The sequence below is a fragment of the Pandoraea sp. SD6-2 genome (assembly GCF_000389825.1).
Lineage (GTDB): Bacteria > Pseudomonadota > Gammaproteobacteria > Burkholderiales > Burkholderiaceae > Pandoraea > Pandoraea communis.
The window spans coordinates 111635-127786 of the sequence record NZ_KB944429.1; the positions used below are offsets into that span (position 1 = coordinate 111635).

The following is a 16152-nucleotide window of genomic DNA, read 5'->3' on the forward strand; positions in this document are numbered from 1 at the left end:
TACGCCGGCAGGCGAAGCAGCCGTTGGCTGGTGCCCGCCCGGCGCGAGCGGCGGACGTTAGATTCGCCAGTATATTACGCACGGCCCCGCCGTGCCGGGGCCGTGCGTGAAGGTGCACATCTGCCGCAACGTCAGGACGCCGGGCGTTTGAACGGGGTATGCGCTTCCAGCTCGCCAATGTGCTCATCCATCGCCGAGGCCTCCGAATCGAGAAACTCGGCAATGGCGTCGGCAAAACGCTGGTCCGCAATCCAGTGAGCGGACCACGTCGGGGTAGGCAACAGACCGCGCGACATCTTGTGCACGCCCTGCGCCCCGCCCTCGAAGCTGCGCAGCCCATGCGCGATGCAATACTCGATGCCCTGCGCGTAGCAGGTCTCGAAGTGCATGCCGGAGACGAAATCCGTGGTGCCCCAATACCGGCCATACATCGTGTCGCCACTCACCACGTTCAGCGCGCACGCCAACGGCGCTCCATCGCGCTCGGCCATGACGAGCACCAACGCGTCAGGCATTGACGCGTGCACCTGCCCGAAGAAGGCTCGGCTCAGGTACGGCGCATTCCAGTGCTCGCGGTAGGTGTTGTCGTAGCACTGATAGAAGAAGTCGAGCGCTGCTTCGTCAATGTCGGCACCGCGAAGCCATCGGTATGTCACCCCGGCGTCGCGCACACGCCGACGATCCTGCCTGAGCTTCTTGCGCTTTTCCTGATTCATCTGCGCGAGGAAATCGTCGAACGTGGCAAAGCCCGGATTCTCCCAATGGAACTGCACGCCTTCGCGCAGCAGGTAGCCCGCTTCGGTAAGCGCCGCCAGATCGTCGTCGTGCGTGAAGAGCACATGGATCGACGACAGCTCAAGTTGCTTCGCGAAGGCAATCGCACCTCGGGCGAGCGCGACCCGGTCGGCGTGCGTGCGCGCCAGCAGGCGCGGCCCCGTCACCGGCGAGAACGGCACGGCGCACAACAGCTTCGGGTAATAGTTCAGGCCGTGGCGCGCAAAGGCGTCGGCCCATGCGTGATCGAAAACGTACTCGCCACGCGAATGCGATTTGACATAGAGCGGCATGGCGCCCACGAGCGTGTCGCCGGCATGCATGAGCAGATACGCCGGCTGCCAGCCAGTGCGCTTCGACGCGCATCCGCTCGTATGCATCGCATGCAGGAATGCGTGTTGTACAAATGGGTTGGCACCCGCGAGCGCGTCCCACGCGTCTGCCGGCACGTCTTCAATCGATTGCACCACACGGATGACCACGTCGCTGCTCACATCACACCTCGTCTGCGAACCGGCGGCTACCGCACAGCACCCGCCAGCATAGAACCCTGCCACTGGCCGACATTGTCGCCGAACTCCCCATCGGCGTCAGGCAGGCGATGTGACATAGCGCAACCTACCAAACGTAGGTTACCGTTGGTAACTTATTTTTCATGGAGTGATCCGTCATGCACGCGCTCGTCGTCGTCGCACATCCCGACCCACATTCGCTGACCCATGCTATCGCCTCGCGCGTTGTCGAGGCGATTACCTCAACGGTGCCGCAACAACATCAACACGTCCTGCACTCCGCAGAGATTGCCGATCTGGCGGCGGAAGGTTTCGACCCCAGATTCGCTGCGGCCGATCTTGCGCTGTTCCGGAAGACGCAAACGGCACCGGCCGACGTTGCCGCCGAGCACGCCAGAATCGACCGGGCCGACGCGCTGGTTCTTGTCTACCCGATCTATTGGTGGTCGTTCCCTGCCTTGCTCAAAGGATGGATTGATCGCGTATTCACGCAGGGCTGGGCTTATGAAGGCGTGGAAGGCGGCAAGGTGATGAAAAAGCTGCAACGTCTGCGCGTGCATCTCGTGGCCGTTGGCGGTGCCGACCAACGCACCATCGCCCGGCATGGCTACTTCGGCGCGATGAAAACCCAGATCGATCATGGGATTTTCGACTACTGCGGCGCGCAGGTCGTCACGTCCGAGTTGCTCTTGACCTCCGACACCGGCTACCCTGAGGCGCATCTCGAGACGGCGCGGGCCATCGGCCAGAAGGTCTTCGCCCGCGCCTGCTGAACCGAAACGTATGCCCGTTGACCATGAGCCCAGCCACCGATTCCTCACCACGCCGCCGCATGCCACGCGAAGCCCGCACACGACAGTTGCTCGACGTGGCGTGGGCACTCATCGGTGACGAGGGCACCGACGCCCTGACCCTGGGACGTCTGGCCGACGAAGCGGGTGTCACGAAGCCGGTCGTGTACGACCACTTCGGCACGCGCAATGGACTTCTGGCAGCGTTGTATCAAGACTACGACGAGCGCCAGACGGTGATCTTCGACCGCGCGGTGGCGGCGGCGAAACCGACCTTGCAGGACAAGGCACGCGTCATCGCGTCGAGTTATGTCACGTGCGTGTTGACACAAGGCCGCGAGATCCCGGGCGTTCTGGCCGCACTCGGCGGCTCGGCGGAGCTTGCCGCCGTGAAGCGGCAATACCAGCAAACGTTTATCGAAAAATGTGCGGCCATTCTCGCCCCGTTCGCCGGGCCGCAAGGGATCTCCGCGCCCGCCATGTGGGGCATGCTGGGGGCCGCCGATTCGCTCTCGGACGCCGCCGTGGCAGGCGATATCACGCCCGACGAAGCCCGGGCGGAACTGTTGCAGACGATTCTGGCAATGGTCAAACGTCACAAGCCGTAGGCGCATCGACCGAGCACGGGCGGACGGACGATCAGTTCACTGTCATGCCGGACGCGGGCGTTCCCGTCGCCGGCGAATCACTTCGCCAGTTCGTGGAATAGCGGCGTTCACGAATGTGATCCGTCTGTGCTGGATTCGCCGGGCCAGTAATGGCTGTCCGGCAATAGCCGCGCGCCGAAGATGGTCTGGCCGACGCGCACCACCGTGGCCCCTTCCTCGATGGCGATCTCGAAGTCACCCGACATGCCCATCGATAGTTCGTCCAGCGCGATACCGGCGGGGGCGCTCTGACGCAGTTGAGCGCGCAGACCGCGCAGCAGGATGAAGCACCGCCGCACGCGTTCAGCCTCACTGGAGAAGAGCGCCAGCGTCATCAGCCCGCGCACGCGCAGCGCGGAGAATGCCGGCAGCGCCCGAACGAAGGCCGGTACGTCCTCGGGGGACAGGCCGTATTTGCTGGCCTCTCCGGAGGTGTTGACCTGCACGAACACATCCAGCGAACGCCCTTCGCTTTGCAGGCGGCGATCCAGCGCCTCAGCCAGCCGCAGACTGTCCAGTGCCTGAAACTCCGTCGCAAAGCGCGCCACCAGTTTCGCCTTGTTGGTTTGCAGGTGGCCGATGACCGACCAGCGAAGATCGGTCAGATCCTGCAACGTCTCCCATTTGCGATAGGCCTCCTGCACCTTGTTCTCGCCCAGCATGCGGCACCCGGCGGCGTGGGCCAAACGCAGACTCACCTCGGGCTTGGTCTTGCTGACCGGCAACAACCGGACTTCCGCAGGATCACGTCCGGTGCGATAGCAAGCGTCTGCGATACGCGCCTGCACGCAGGCCAGATTGCGCCGGAAGTCCTCGATCGTGGTGGCCTCGGGATAGCGGCCGTGCTTGTCGTGACGGGTTTGTGTGTCGGTAACGGTGGACATCAGTTCCCCTCCTTTCGGACGGATTCCGGCGCCCTCTGCGGCAACCGGCCGTCGAGTACCGCATGTGCCACCAGCCCGACGACCAGCCCCCAGAACGCGCCGCCGATACCCAACAGCGTGATGTTGGCCGCAGCGGCCAGAAAGGTGATCAGCGAGGCTTCACGGGTTTTGGCATCGGCCATCGCGCTGGCAAGACTGCTGCCGATGGTGCCCAAAAGGGCAAGCCCCGCCAGTGTGGTGATGAAAGTCGCGGGAAAGGCCATGAACACGGCGGCCAACGTCACCCCGAATACACCGATCAGGATGTAGAACACACCTGCGGCGACACCGGCGATCCAGCGCTTGGACGGCGCTTCGTGCGCCTCCCGGCCAGTGCAGATGGCGGCGGTAATGGCGGCGAGGTTAAAGGCGTGCGAGCCGAATGGCGCCATTAGCAACGAGCCCAGGCCGGTGAGGGTCACGATGGGATTGGCGCTGGTCTTGAACCCGTCATTGCGCAGCACCAGCATGCCGGGCATGTATTGGCCGGTCAGCGTAATCAGGAACAACGGCAGCGCCACGCTCAGCAGGGCGTTGACGGAAAAAACGGGCATGGTGAAGACCGGCTCGGCCAGTGTCAAAGTCAGTCCCGACAGATCGACGCGATCCTGAATCAACAGGAAGGCCAGCCCCAGCACGAGGATGCCCACCACGGCGTAACGGGCGGAGAACCGCTTAAGGACCACATAGGCCGCGATCAGCAGCCCGGCGAGCAGCGGGTCGATGCTCATGCCACCGAACGCCTTGATGCCGAACTGCAGCAGGATGCCCGCGAGTAACCCGGCCGCCACGCCCGGCGGGATCAGACGAATCACGCGCTCGAACCAGCCCGACAGTCCCAGTATCACAAAGGCGAGCGCCGATATCAGGTAGGCGCCGATGGCCTCGGCATACGACGTGGTTGCCAGCGCGGAGACCAGAAACGCGGCCGCCGGTGTGGACCAGGCGGTAATGATGGGCTCGCGGAACATCCAGCTCAGGATGAGCCCTGTCACGCCTACGCCAATGGAAATCGACCACACCCACGAAGCCGTCAGCGCCGGGCTGAGGCCCGCCACCTTGGCGGCCTGAAAGACAAGGATGAACGTGCCACCGTAATTGACGATGACCGAGATCAGACCGGCCACGACCGGATGAGCGAGATCGGTCCAATGAACCGACGAACGTGAAGAGACGGATGCCATGGCCTGACGGCGACTCCTGAAAGAGGGGTGAATGCGTTCTGAACCGTATTTATAGTTTTAAAATGGCTGGATGTTCCCCTCCATTTTCATGATGAGATACAGGCCAATTGTTCAAACACGCCCAACTTGAGTCCGTCAAAGCCTGGATAGGTGATCCGGCCCATGGCGCCCTGCCCCTGTACGCGCGTGTGCAAAGGGCCATTCGCCAGTTGATCCTCGACGGCGCGCTCGATACGGGCAAGCCACTGCCCGCGTCGCGCGCCCTTGCCAGTTCATTGGGGGTGTCCCGCGATACGGTCGAGTCGGCCTACAGCCAGTTGCATGCGGAGGGATTCATCGAGCGGCATGTTGGGCGTGGCAGCTTCGTGTCGGCGCGAGCGCAACGTCTGTCGGGGCGCGGCACGGCTCGTCATGCAGTCGCTCGGCAGAACACACTGCGCCTGAGCCAGCGCGGCAGTGCCATGTACCGGGACGGCGGCGTACGCGACTTCCTGACACCGCGCCCATTCGCGCCCGGCGTGCCGGAAACACGCAGCTTTGCGCTCCAGACCTGGGAACGACTGGAACGGCAAGTGTTGAAGGAATACGGAACACAGGCGCTGCTGCACAGCCCGCCACAGGGCATGGAACCGTTGCGGCGCGCCATCGCGGACTACGTCAATCTCGAACGCGGCGCCCGCGCCACACCGGAACGTGTGCTGGTGCTCACCAGTTCTCAGCAAGCCCTGACCCTGTGCGCCACCATGCTGCTGGACGTCGGCGAGCGGATTTTCATCGAAGATCCCGTGTACCACGGAGCACGCAAGGCATTTGATGCGGCCGGCCTGGAGTGCTTGCCCGTGCCGCTGGATGCCGACGGTATGCAGGTCGATCGTCTGCACAACGCGACGCAGACCGGTAGTGCCGTGTTTTTAACGCCGTCGCATCAATTCCCGACTGGGGCAACACTGGCGTTGGATAGGCGGCTGGCCGTCATTGCGTGGGCACACCAGCAACGGGCCTGGATCATCGAGGACGACTACGACAGCGAGTTCCACTACGCCGGCAAGCCCACCGCCTGTGTGCAGGGGCTCGATCCGCACGAGCGGACGATCTATATCGGCACCTTCACCAAATCGCTGTTCCCCGGACTGCGCATCGGCTACATGGTTTTGCCCTCGCCGCTTGTCGCGCCGATGACGGTGGCACGCACCCTGCTGGATGGACACAGCGCGCCAATTCCGCAACTGACGTTGGCACGTTTCATCGAAGGCGGTCATTTCGGTGCGCACGTGCGCACCATGCGGGCTGTCTACGCGGAGCGACGCGATGTGTTGGCACGACTGGTGCGCGAGCATCTGTCCGATTTCGTGGAACCACGCGTACCGGCCGGAGGGATGCAGATGCCATGCGTTTTCGTTCGCGACATTCCCGAGCGGGAAGCCGTTGATGCGGCGCGCCGGGCCGGCATCGATCTGCTTGGCCTGACTGCGCTGCATGCCTCAGGCAAGCCCAAGGCCGGTTTCCTCATGGGCTTCGCTGCCCACGCCCCCGGCGAGTTGGAAATCGCTGTCAAGAAACTTGCCAGTGTCCTCTCTGCCTTGACGTTGCGCAGATAAAGGAAAGCCAAGGCCCCGGTTGCCAGACCGTCCCCAAACCGGCGCGTGCCATGCCTGTCCCGCGACGCGGGCCGGCTCAACGGCCGGTTCACCGAACTGACGACATCGTGAGACAAAAAAACCCGGCGCTCGGCCGGGTTTCTCTGACGTCGACGCGCGACGCCGCAGGCGAAAATCGCTTACTTCTTGGCGTTGGCCACGCCTTCGGTGATTTCCTTGTGGGCGGCTTCGATGCCTTCCCAGCCTTCGATCTTGACCCACTTGCCCTTCTCGAGCGCCTTGTAGTTCTCGAAGAAGTGCTTGATCTGGTCCTTCAGGTAACCCGGCACGTCGTCGAGCGACTTCATATGCGCCGTCATCGGGCAAATCTTGTCGACCGGCACGACCACCAGCTTGGCGTCCACGCCCGACTCGTCGGTCATGTTGAGCATGCCCAGTGCGCGGCAGCGAACCACCGAGCCGGCCAGCAGCGGGAACGGCGTGACGACCAGCGCGTCGACGGGATCGCCGTCGCCAGCCAGCGTTTGCGGAATAAAGCCGTAGTTGGCCGGGTAGCGCATGCCCGTGCCGATGAAGCGGTCAACGACCAGCAGACCCAGATCCTTGTCGGCCTCGTACTTCACCGGGTCGCTCTGCGCCGGGATCTCGATGATGACGTTGAAATCGTTGGGGATGTCCTTGCCGGCAGGCACGTGGTTGAAGCTCATGATGGCATTCCTGTGTATGAAAAAGGGCATTGCCGCCGCACGGCGCGCACGCCCGCCAACCTGCCGGATGCCACGCCGCCCGACGGCAATCGGGCGCGGAACATTATAGCGGGTTTGCCTGATTTGCCTGTATAGCCGGCAGACGGGCAAGCCGCTGCGGGGTGAGGTCGTCCACTTGCGTGCAGCCCAGCAGTTGCATCGTTGTGCGCAACTCACCAAGCAGCAACGCAAGCACATCGGCAGCGCCCTCCGCGCCACGCGCCGCCACGCCGTACAGCGGCGCCCGGCCAAGCAACACGCCCCTGGCCCCCAGCGCGACCGCCTTGGCTACGTCTGCCCCGCGCCGCACACCACCGTCGACGAAGACGGCCATCCTGGGGCCGCCAACGTCAAGCGCCTCGACAATCGGCGGCAGCAATTCGAGCGGCGCCAGCGTGCTGCCCAACTGCCGCCCGCCGTGATTCGAGACGACGATGCCGTCGGCACCATGCGCCTGCGCCAGTCGCGCGTCTTCCACCGTCTGAATCCCCTTGACGAGCACTTCGCCCGGCCAGTGGCGCCGCACCCAGCCCAGATCGTCCCAACGCAGCGACAGATCCATCTGACGGCTCAGCATCGCCGCATGGCGCGCCAGATCGGCCCGTTCGCCCATGCTCTTCGCGATGTTGCGCAGTTGCGGCGCACCGTGGGCCAGCATTTGCCAGCTCCAGTGCGGATGCCGCATGCAGTCCGCCAGCAGTCGCGGGGTGAAGCGCAACGGCAGCTTGAAACCGTTGCGCGTGTCGTGATCGCGCTTACCATGTACCGGCGTGTCGACCGTCAGCAGCAATGTGCGAAATCCGGCCTCACGCGCACGGCGCATCATGCTCTCGGCAATACGCCGGTCCTGCTGCACATAAAGCTGGAGCCACAGCTCGCCGTCGGGCACCGCAGCACGCACGTCTTCCAGCAACGAGGTCGACGCCGTCGACAGCACGAACGGCAGCCCCGCATCCGCAGCCGCACGCGCGAGCAGTTCGTCCGCACGGGGCCAGAACAAACCGTTGAGCCCGGTCGGCCCAACCACCATCGGGGCGGCGGCTTCGCGTCCCCAGAAAGTCGCCGCACTCGACATCTGCGAGGTATCGGTCAGCACCCGCGGCGAAAAACCCCACTGCCCGAACGCATCGCGATTGCGCCGCAGCGCGTCGCCGTCTTCCGCCCCGCCTTCCAGATAATCGAACGCCAGCTTCGTCAAACGCCGCCGGGCTGCCCGGCGGTAATCCTCCACGCAGGAAAACGCGTGCATTGGCTCCCCCTGTCCTGATGTCCGCCCGTGAGGCACGCCACGGGGTTTTTTATCCTTTCCCCACAACCTGTCTTGGGGACAAATCGCTACTTGCTCACAAACAATTGCATTACAATCACAATCGTTACAATCCGAACATACCGGAACATTCCATGCCGCGCATACCCGCACGGTCATCCCGCCCTACAGAAGACGCGCCTGCCACCCCGTCAGCCCGATCCACCGGTGCGACGGATGCTGCGCGGTCTGCGCCGCGCTCGTCGCTCTTCGTCGGGTCGACCGAAAAAACGTTTCAGGTGCTGCACGCGTTCGACGGCCCGGCGCGCTACATGACGCTCGGCGACATCGCCAAGGCCGCAGGGCTCGATCGCAGTGCGACACAACGGCTCGTGCACACGTTGGAAGCCCTCGGCTACCTCTTTCGCGTGCCCGAGACGCGCACCTATGGCCTCACGACCAAGGTTCTGCAGTTCTCGTACAACTACATTCGCGCGAACGACCTTGTCGAGAAGGCCGCACCGTATCTGCTCGATATCTTCCGCCGCGTGGGCGAGACGACCAACCTGCAGGAACTCGACGGCCACGAGATCGTGTACGTCGCCCGCTTTCCGGGTCAGCATCTCGTGAACATCGGCATCGTCGTCGGCGCGCGTCTGCCTGCCATGTTCACCGCGTCCGGTATCGCCATCCTGTCGCGCCTGCCCGAAACGCGCGTGCGCGAGATTCTGGCCAACACGTCGCTCGAGCCGATGACGCCTTACACGGTGACGGACGAGAAAAAGCTGCTCGAACGTATTCAAACGGCGGCGCGGCGCGGTTACGCCATCATCGATAGCGAGACCGTGATGGGGGATATTTCGGTTGCCGCCCCCATCACCGACCACGACGGACACGCCGTCGCTGCCATCAACATCTCGGTGCCGACTTCGCGTTGGACACGTGAGCGTGTCGAAGCCGAACTCGCTTCGCACGTTCAGGTCGCCGCGACTTCGATCTCGAAATCGCGGCTGTCGACCTTCCGCCGCTAAGTCATCGCAAGCGGCGGGCAGGTCACAACGACTCAACCACGACTCAACGCCGTTCGAAAATCGCCAGTTGCTTGGCGAGTTCCTCACGCAGCTCGGCCGAAAGCGCCGGGGCGGGCGGCAACAACGGTGCGAGCATTGCCGGCGCGTTCACCCCGATCAGATCCATCACCGACTTCATCGGGCCCGGATTCGTCTCGGCGAACGCCAGATTCATCAACGGAATGAGCGAGCGGTGCAGCTCGAGCGCCTCGGCCGTCTTGCCTGCCGACGCGAGCGCGAAGATGCGCTGCCACGCGGTGGGCAGCAGCGACGCCGTCACCACAATGCCGCCCCGCGCCCCTGCCGCCACATGCAGCGGGAACAGCGTGTCTTCGCCGCTCAGCACCGCAAACGACTCGTCGACACCGGCGACCGTGCGCAGGAAATGCCACATGTCGGTGTTGCAGGCCTTCATGCCGATGATGTTCTCGTGCCGCGACAGCTCGTGCAGCACTTCCGGGGTGATCGCAATGCGCGTGCGGTACGGAATCTCGTAGATCAGGATCGGCACCGGCGACTCGTCGGCATAACGCAGGAAGTAATCGCGGATACCGGCTTGCGTCGGGTTGGTGTAGTACGGCGTGAGCACGAGCAGGCCGTCGGCGCCGGCGGCGGCGAAGTCACGTCCGGCTTCGATGGCATCGTGATAGCCGGGGTCGAGCACGCCCGCGATCACCGGCACGTCGCGGCCATGCGCCTTGACTTCTTGCGCCGTGAGTTCGGCCATGCGCACGCGCTCGGCGCGCGAGAGTGCACCGTATTCGCCAGTGCCGCCCAGCGGCACCACACCGTCGATACCCTGTCCCAGCAGGTAACGCATCAGCGCGCGGGCGGCGTCGGTGTGGATCGTGTCGTCGGCATTCACCGGCGTGGGAATCGCAGGCAGAATGCCCTTCAGTTGTGCAGAGTGAAGCATGAAATAAACGTCCGTGAATCGTAAGTTCGGAGGAATCGGATACCGCGTCAGGTCGCGAGACTGCGCCGGCGCAGACGCTCGGCGACCCAGATCAGTGCGGCGATGAAAAGGAACAGGCACGTGGAGACCGCGGCGATCACCGGCGATATCTGCATCGTCAGTTCGTCCCAGAACTGCTTGGGCAACGTCGTCGACAGACCGCCCGACGTGAACAGGGCAATCGTGAGTTCGTCGAACGACGTGGCGAACGCGAACAGGAACGACGACAGCAGGCCGGCGCCGAGAATCGGGAACGTTACGCGGCGCAGCGTGGCCCACGGGCGCGCTCCCAGGCTGTAAGCCGCCAGATCGAGACGCGTGTCGTAGTTGCGCAGCACGGCCATCATCGTGATGACGACGTACGGCACGGCCACCACAGTGTGGGCGATGGTCAGCCCCACATTCGAGCCCACCAGACCGATCTTGGCGAAGAAATAGAACACGCCGACGGCCAGGATCATGCGCGGCACCACGATGGGGGCCAGCACGAAGGCGAGCATCGCCGACTTGCCGCGCATGCCACCACGGACCAGCAAGAACGCGGCGGGCGTGCCGATCAGCATCGACAGCAGACCCGCGCCAATGCCGACCAGCATGGAGCGCGTGACAGCCTGCATCCACAGCGGCGAATCCCAGACCTGCTGATACCACTGCAGCGAGAAACCCTTCGGCGGCCAGGCAAGTGCCGAGGCCGAATCGAACGACACCGGAATCATCAGCAGTGCCGGTGCGGCAAGGAACACCACCAACAGGAAGACGATCGCGCGCAGCACGAGTCCGTCGCCCTGCTCTCCCTTGTGACGCGGCATCGCGCGCAGCAGCACATCGGTGGCGCTCCCCAGCGCGCCAAGCACCTTCTCGCCGAGCGTCCGGCTCCAGCCGCCGCGTCGCTTGCCCGCTTTGACATCGCCCGCGCCGCCAGCCATCGTCGACAGGCCGACCATGCGGTCGTAGACGAGGAACACGACGAGCACCACGGCGAGCAGCAGCACCGAAATCGCGCCGGCAAAGCCCCAGTTCAACGCCTGCATCACTTGATCGATGATGAGCTGCGTAATCATCGTTTCATGACGTCCGCCCAGCAGTGTCGGCGTAATGAAGAAGCCGATCGACGTGACGAACACCATCAGCGCGCCAGCCGCCACACCTGGTAGCGACAGCGGGAAATACACGCGCCAGAACACCGTACCGGGACGCGCGCCCAGCGTCGATGCCGCGCTCGGCAGACGGCGGTCGATGTTCTCCATGACGGAGAGCATCGTGAGCACCGCCAGCGGCATGAGTGCATGCACCATGCCCAGTATCACGGCGGGGAAGCTGTAGAGCAGCGCGAGCGGCGCGTCGATCAGGCCGAGATCGAGCAACGTGCGGTTGACGACCCCGTTGCGCCCGAGCAGCACCACCCACGCGAACGTGCGCACGAGAAAGCTCGTCCAGAACGAGACCAGCAGCCAGAAGAGCAGCCGCTGCTTGCGCGCCCCGGTGAGTGTCGAAAGCCGGTAGGCGATCGGATAGCCGGTGAGTACCGCGAAGAAGGTTGTGTAGAGCGAGACCTTGAGGGTGATGAGCAACACCTCGACATACACCGACGAGGCGAACAGCCGCTGATATTCGGCGAGCGTGAAGCCACTCTCGCCGCGAATGCTCAGCAGCAGTAACTGGCCGACCGGATAGATCAGCATGACCGTCAGCAGGATGACGATCGGCGCGGCCATGAGCATCGGGCGCAGGCGTGCGCGCCAACGTGCCCGGCGCGGCGCCGGCTGAACGGGACGGGACGACGAAGGACGAACCACGGCGGATGCACTCATGGCTTACCCCGCGATCGCAACGGCATCGTCGGCGTGCCACGCGAGACCCAGCGTCTGCCCGATCTCGAAACGGTTGCCCTGACGATGCGTCGGGAACGCCGCCACGAGCGATTTGCCCGAATCACCTTCCTTGCCCGTCTTGCCGCCGGTGACGTCCGATTGCAGATACAGCTTCGTCATGCCGCCCGTGACCATGATGTCGGTGAGCTTCGCCGAGATCGTTGCCATGCCGTCGGTGCGGCTCTGCGCGTCCCGGATGTGCAGATTCTGCGGACGCAGCATCAGCTTGACCGGACGGCCTCGCTCGACTTGCGGGTCGTAGACCATGGCGCCGGCGCCATTCTCCCCTTCCACGCCCGGCATCGCCACACGCACCTGATCGCCCGCGCGCTCGAGCACGGTGGCGTCGAGCAGGTTGGACTCACCGAGGAAGTCGGCAACGAACACGCTCTTCGGACGGAAATACAGATCGTCCGGCGTGCCCAGTTGCGCGATTTCCCCGGCGTTCATCAGGCAAATGCGATCGGACATCGTCATCGCTTCTTCCTGATCGTGCGTCACGTACACGATGGTGGTGCCGAGCTCGCGGTGAATGCGCTTGATCTCGAGCTGCATGTGATCGCGCAGCTTCTTGTCGAGTGCGCCCAGCGGTTCGTCCATCAGAATGATCGACGGCCGATAGACCATGCAGCGCGCCAGCGCAATGCGCTGCTGCTGGCCGCCCGAGAGTTCGCGCGGATAGCGCTCTGCCACGTGCGGCAGATGCACCATCTCCAGCGCGTTCATGACCATCTTGCGAGCCGTCTGCGCGTCGGTGCGGCGCATCTGCAACGGGAATGCGATGTTCTCCGCCACGGTCATGTGCGGGAACAGCGCGTAGTTCTGAAACACCATACCGATGTCGCGCTCGTACGGCGCGCCGTACGTGACATCGGTCCCGTTGATACGGATAGCGCCCGCATCGGGCTGCGACAGTCCGGCGATGAGCGAGAGCAACGTGGTCTTGCCCGAGCCGCTCGGGCCCAGCAAGGTCAAAAATTCGCCCTGGGCGACATCGAGGTCGGTCGGTGCAAGCGCGACAAAATCGCCGTAACGCTTGGACAGGCCCGAGACTTGGAGATTGGCAACGGTCATGAGATCAGCACCCTAAAATGCTTGAAACGAAACGGCAGGTGAGGATCAGGTCAGGATCCAACGGTTGAAACGTTCGAGCGCTACGCTCTGGTTCTGCTGCCAGAACTTGGCATTGATCTGCACGCCGCTCTTCATGTTCTCAGGGAACGTCGGGCAGTGCTTGGCCACTTCGGGCTTCACATAGTTGAACGCTTCAGGTTGCGTCATGCCGGCCGGGAAGAACTTCGTCAGTTCGGCCTGACGCTTCGGATCGCTGGCGAACTTGATGAACTCGCGGCACGCGCTCGCGTTCGGTGTGCCCTTGAGGATCGACCAGTTGTCGCAGCCCCAGATGTTCTGGTTCCACACGATCTGCACAGGCACGCCGTTGGCTTGGGCCGACTGCGCGCGCGAGGCCCACGTGGCGACCATGTCGACTTCGCCCGAACCGAGCATCTGTTCGACTTGTGCGCCCGTGGTCCACCACACGTCCACGTGTTTGGCGATCTTGTCCAGGCTCTTGAAGGCACGATCGAAATCGCACGGATACACCGAACCCGCCGCCACGCCATCCGCCAGCAACGCTTCTTCGATGGTGTCGAACGGGTACTTGCGGATCGAACGGCGGCCCGGGAAATCCTTCACGTTCCACAGATCGGCCCACGACGCCGGTGCCTTGCGGCCCTTGAACGCGTCGGTCCGATAGGCGAGTACCGTCGAGTAGATGTTGGTACCGACACCGAACGGCGACATGTACTGCTGAGGAATTTTCGCGATGACCGGGTCCGACTCGAGACCGTGACGCTCCAGATACTCTTTGCCGCCCGAGGTCAGCAGCAAGATCGCGGGCTGGCTGATCTTGGCCATGTCCCACGTATAGCTGCCGGCCTCCACCATGCTCTTGATCTGCGCGGTCGGCTCCGCATTCGCCTGCACGCCGACGACCTCGATACCGGTCGCCTTGGCAAACGGCTTGTAGAACACTGCGTCGTAGGCTTTGGTGTAGATGCCGCCGTCGTCGCGCACGACGATGCGTTTGGTCGCGGCGCGCGAGGGCGTCCACACAAACGGGAACGCCACGGCGGCCGCGCCGGCGAGCGCCGTCTTCATGGCCGTGCGACGGCCCGGTTGCGCGAGCGGCGCGGCGTTGTTGTCGATGATGTCGAGCGGGCTTGCGGAGGTCTTGCGTTTCATCATGGTCTCCGGTCTTGACTGGGAGGGGTGGGCGCGGCGACGGACGGCAACTTCGGCACAGCCGCCGCGCGCGCAGTTATGGCAAAACAAACAGCAACACTGAAAAATGATTCAGGGAACGAGGCGTCCCGGATTGAACAACTGGTTCGGATCGAGCGCCGCCTTCACGGTGCGCATGAGGGCGAGTTCAGCCGGCGCCTTGTAGCGCTGCATGAGCGGCAGCCCCGTCTGTCCCACGCCATGCTCGGCGCTGAACGTGCCAGACAGCCGCGCGGCAACGTCGTTCACGCACGCCCGCATCGTGTCGCCCATCGATGCACTGTCGGGCAACGCCGACCACGCTGCAAAAGAGAACATCGGGATGAAGTGCACGTTGCCGTCACCCATATGACCGACGATGGCGATGTCGAGGCCCGGCACCACGGCGTGCACGGCACGCGTGGCGGCGTCGATGAATTCGGGCACGCTCGAGACCGGCACGGCGCAATCCGTCGTGAGGCCGACAGCCGCCTTCTTGTTCGCTTCGCTCACGCTGTGACGCACTTCCCAGAGATCGGCGCGCTGGGTGTCGTTCGCTGCGATAACAGCGTCCTCGACCAGCCCTTGCTCGATGGCCTCGCCCAGCGTTTCCGTAAGTACGGTCTCGAGCCCTTCTGCATCGCGCGTGTCGCCGAGTTCGACGAGCACATGCCAGTCGTGCGCGCCCGCAAGCGGATTGCGGCGATTCGGCACATTCGCGAGCACCATGTCGAGCTGGTAACGATTCATGATTTCGAACGCCGACAGACGCGAACCGCACGCGTTCTGGAACATGCCGAGCACCTGCCGGGCGGCCGCCGGATCGCGCGGTGCAAACCAGGCCAGTGAATGACAGGTGGGCAGCGGATGCAGCTTGATGGCCGCTGCGGTGATGATGCCGAGCGTGCCTTCCGCACCGACGAACAGGTGCTTGAGATCGATCCCGGTATTGTCCTTGCGCAGCGCGCGCAGCCCCTCCCAGACCGTGCCGTCGGCCAGCACGACTTCGAGACCCAGCACGTTTTCACGCGTGTTGCCGTAGCGCAGCACGCTGGTGCCCCCGGCGTTGGTCGAGAGCGTGCCGCCAATCTGGCACGAACCCTCCGCGCCGAGACTGATCGGATACAGGCGGCCAACGTCGGCCGCCGCATCTTGCACGGTTTTCAGAATGCACCCGGCTTCGACGATCATCGAGCCGTTCGCGGCATCGATCTGACGAATGTGACGCATGCGCGCCAGATTCAGAATGACGGGCGACGGGCCCTGAGCCGGCGGCACCGCGCCGCCGCACAGGCTCGTGTTACCGCCCTGCGGGAGGATCGGCACACCGGCCGCAGCACACAGCTTGACCACTTCGCTCACCTGCGCGGTCGACGACGGCAGCACCACACACAGGGCTTCGCCCCGGTAGCGGCCGCGCCAGTCTTCCGTATAACCGGCGGTATCGGGCTCGTCACTGAGTACGGCATCCGCGCCAAGCACATCTTGCAACCGGTGGATCAGCGTCTCGCGCGTCACTGCATCGTTCATTTCCTGCCGACTCCTGAATGCTTCGGTTCGACTACCTCGC

General features: G+C 64.0%; 14 protein-coding genes. 4 read left to right on the top strand and 10 right to left on the bottom strand.

Going from position 1 to position 16152, the window contains the following annotated elements; all coding sequences use genetic code 11:
- Positions 1 to 131: 131 nt before the first annotated feature.
- Positions 132 to 1268, bottom strand: coding sequence for a GNAT family N-acetyltransferase (locus C266_RS07125; protein ID WP_010805433.1), 1137 nt, complete (start codon positions 1266 to 1268; stop codon positions 132 to 134).
- 176 nt (positions 1269 to 1444) lie between these two features.
- Between C266_RS07125 and C266_RS07130 the strand changes: the two genes are divergently transcribed.
- Together C266_RS07130 and C266_RS07135 are read left to right on the top strand one after the other, a co-directional pair.
- On the top strand, positions 1445 to 2059 hold the full coding sequence (locus C266_RS07130) for an NAD(P)H-dependent oxidoreductase (RefSeq protein WP_010805434.1): 615 nt from the start codon (positions 1445 to 1447) through the stop codon (positions 2057 to 2059).
- Positions 2060 to 2082: 23 nt separating this feature from the next.
- Positions 2083 to 2685 carry a TetR/AcrR family transcriptional regulator gene (locus C266_RS07135; protein ID WP_036661920.1) on the top strand — a complete coding sequence of 201 codons (603 nt, stop codon included), beginning with the start codon at positions 2083 to 2085 and terminating at the stop codon, positions 2683 to 2685.
- A gap of 107 nt (positions 2686 to 2792) precedes the next feature.
- Here the strand turns inward: C266_RS07135 and C266_RS07140 are convergent, their stop codons facing one another.
- Both C266_RS07140 and C266_RS07145 read right to left on the bottom strand, forming a co-directional pair.
- A complete protein-coding gene (locus C266_RS07140) occupies positions 2793 to 3608 on the bottom strand; it encodes a YggS family pyridoxal phosphate-dependent enzyme (protein WP_010805436.1) in 816 nt (271 codons plus the stop codon).
- Positions 3608 to 4831 (bottom strand): benzoate/H(+) symporter BenE family transporter, encoded by a 1224-nt coding sequence (locus tag C266_RS07145; protein WP_010805437.1) that lies wholly within the window; start codon positions 4829 to 4831, stop codon positions 3608 to 3610. Before C266_RS07145 ends, C266_RS07140 begins: the two co-directional genes overlap by 1 nt.
- A gap of 107 nt (positions 4832 to 4938) precedes the next feature.
- Between C266_RS07145 and C266_RS07150 the strand changes: the two genes are divergently transcribed.
- Complete coding sequence (locus C266_RS07150) at positions 4939 to 6429, top strand: PLP-dependent aminotransferase family protein (protein ID WP_010805438.1); 1491 nt, start codon at positions 4939 to 4941, stop codon at positions 6427 to 6429.
- 179 nt (positions 6430 to 6608) lie between these two features.
- On the opposite strand, the gene ppa is transcribed toward C266_RS07150, so the two are convergent.
- Both ppa and C266_RS07160 read right to left on the bottom strand, forming a co-directional pair.
- Positions 6609 to 7136 carry an inorganic diphosphatase gene (ppa, locus tag C266_RS07155; RefSeq protein ID WP_010805439.1) on the bottom strand — a complete coding sequence of 176 codons (528 nt, stop codon included), beginning with the start codon at positions 7134 to 7136 and terminating at the stop codon, positions 6609 to 6611.
- A gap of 103 nt (positions 7137 to 7239) precedes the next feature.
- The gene (locus C266_RS07160) at positions 7240 to 8424 is read right to left on the bottom strand and encodes an alpha-hydroxy acid oxidase (RefSeq protein WP_010805440.1); all 1185 of its coding nucleotides are present in this window, start codon (positions 8422 to 8424) and stop codon (positions 7240 to 7242) included.
- A 152-nt stretch (positions 8425 to 8576) separates the two neighbouring features.
- Between C266_RS07160 and C266_RS07165 the strand changes: the two genes are divergently transcribed.
- The gene (locus C266_RS07165; protein ID WP_036661922.1) at positions 8577 to 9452 is read left to right on the top strand and encodes an IclR family transcriptional regulator; all 876 of its coding nucleotides are present in this window, start codon (positions 8577 to 8579) and stop codon (positions 9450 to 9452) included.
- 43 nt (positions 9453 to 9495) lie between these two features.
- On the opposite strand, the gene C266_RS07170 is transcribed toward C266_RS07165, so the two are convergent.
- The 5 genes from C266_RS07170 to C266_RS07190 form a co-directional block, all read right to left on the bottom strand.
- Positions 9496 to 10407 (bottom strand): dihydrodipicolinate synthase family protein, encoded by a 912-nt coding sequence (locus C266_RS07170; protein ID WP_010805442.1) that lies wholly within the window; start codon positions 10405 to 10407, stop codon positions 9496 to 9498.
- A 47-nt stretch (positions 10408 to 10454) separates the two neighbouring features.
- Positions 10455 to 12161, bottom strand: coding sequence for an ABC transporter permease subunit (locus C266_RS07175; protein ID WP_144265741.1), 1707 nt, complete (start codon positions 12159 to 12161; stop codon positions 10455 to 10457).
- Positions 12162 to 12260: 99 nt separating this feature from the next.
- Entirely contained in the window at positions 12261 to 13391 is a 1131-nt protein-coding gene (locus tag C266_RS07180; RefSeq protein ID WP_010805444.1) for an ABC transporter ATP-binding protein, read from the bottom strand.
- A 45-nt stretch (positions 13392 to 13436) separates the two neighbouring features.
- Positions 13437 to 14564, bottom strand: a complete 1128-nt coding sequence (locus C266_RS07185; protein WP_010805445.1) for an ABC transporter substrate-binding protein — start codon at positions 14562 to 14564, stop codon at positions 13437 to 13439.
- Positions 14565 to 14675: 111 nt separating this feature from the next.
- Complete coding sequence (locus tag C266_RS07190; RefSeq protein WP_010805446.1) at positions 14676 to 16112, bottom strand: FAD-binding oxidoreductase; 1437 nt, start codon at positions 16110 to 16112, stop codon at positions 14676 to 14678.
- Positions 16113 to 16152 lie beyond the last annotated feature (40 nt).

What these genes read in the sequence shown, in the direction of transcription:
- C266_RS07145 (WP_010805437.1), bottom strand. Translation starts at nt 4,831, where the DNA reads ATGGCATCCGTCTCTTCACGTTCGTCGGTTCATTGGACCGATCTCGCT.
- C266_RS07135 (WP_036661920.1), top strand. Translation starts at nt 2,083, where the DNA reads ATGAGCCCAGCCACCGATTCCTCACCACGCCGCCGCATGCCACGCGAA.
- C266_RS07140 (WP_010805436.1), bottom strand. Translation starts at nt 3,608, where the DNA reads ATGTCCACCGTTACCGACACACAAACCCGTCACGACAAGCACGGCCGC.
- C266_RS07170 (WP_010805442.1), bottom strand. Translation starts at nt 10,407, where the DNA reads ATGCTTCACTCTGCACAACTGAAGGGCATTCTGCCTGCGATTCCCACG.
- C266_RS07175 (WP_144265741.1), bottom strand. Translation starts at nt 12,161, where the DNA reads ATGGCCGCGCCGATCGTCATCCTGCTGACGGTCATGCTGATCTATCCG.
- C266_RS07180 (WP_010805444.1), bottom strand. Translation starts at nt 13,391, where the DNA reads ATGACCGTTGCCAATCTCCAAGTCTCGGGCCTGTCCAAGCGTTACGGC.
- C266_RS07160 (WP_010805440.1), bottom strand. Translation starts at nt 8,424, where the DNA reads ATGCACGCGTTTTCCTGCGTGGAGGATTACCGCCGGGCAGCCCGGCGG.
- C266_RS07190 (WP_010805446.1), bottom strand. Translation starts at nt 16,112, where the DNA reads ATGAACGATGCAGTGACGCGCGAGACGCTGATCCACCGGTTGCAAGAT.
- C266_RS07165 (WP_036661922.1), top strand. Translation starts at nt 8,577, where the DNA reads ATGCCGCGCATACCCGCACGGTCATCCCGCCCTACAGAAGACGCGCCT.
- C266_RS07130 (WP_010805434.1), top strand. Translation starts at nt 1,445, where the DNA reads ATGCACGCGCTCGTCGTCGTCGCACATCCCGACCCACATTCGCTGACC.
- C266_RS07185 (WP_010805445.1), bottom strand. Translation starts at nt 14,564, where the DNA reads ATGAAACGCAAGACCTCCGCAAGCCCGCTCGACATCATCGACAACAAC.
- ppa (WP_010805439.1), bottom strand. Translation starts at nt 7,136, where the DNA reads ATGAGCTTCAACCACGTGCCTGCCGGCAAGGACATCCCCAACGATTTC.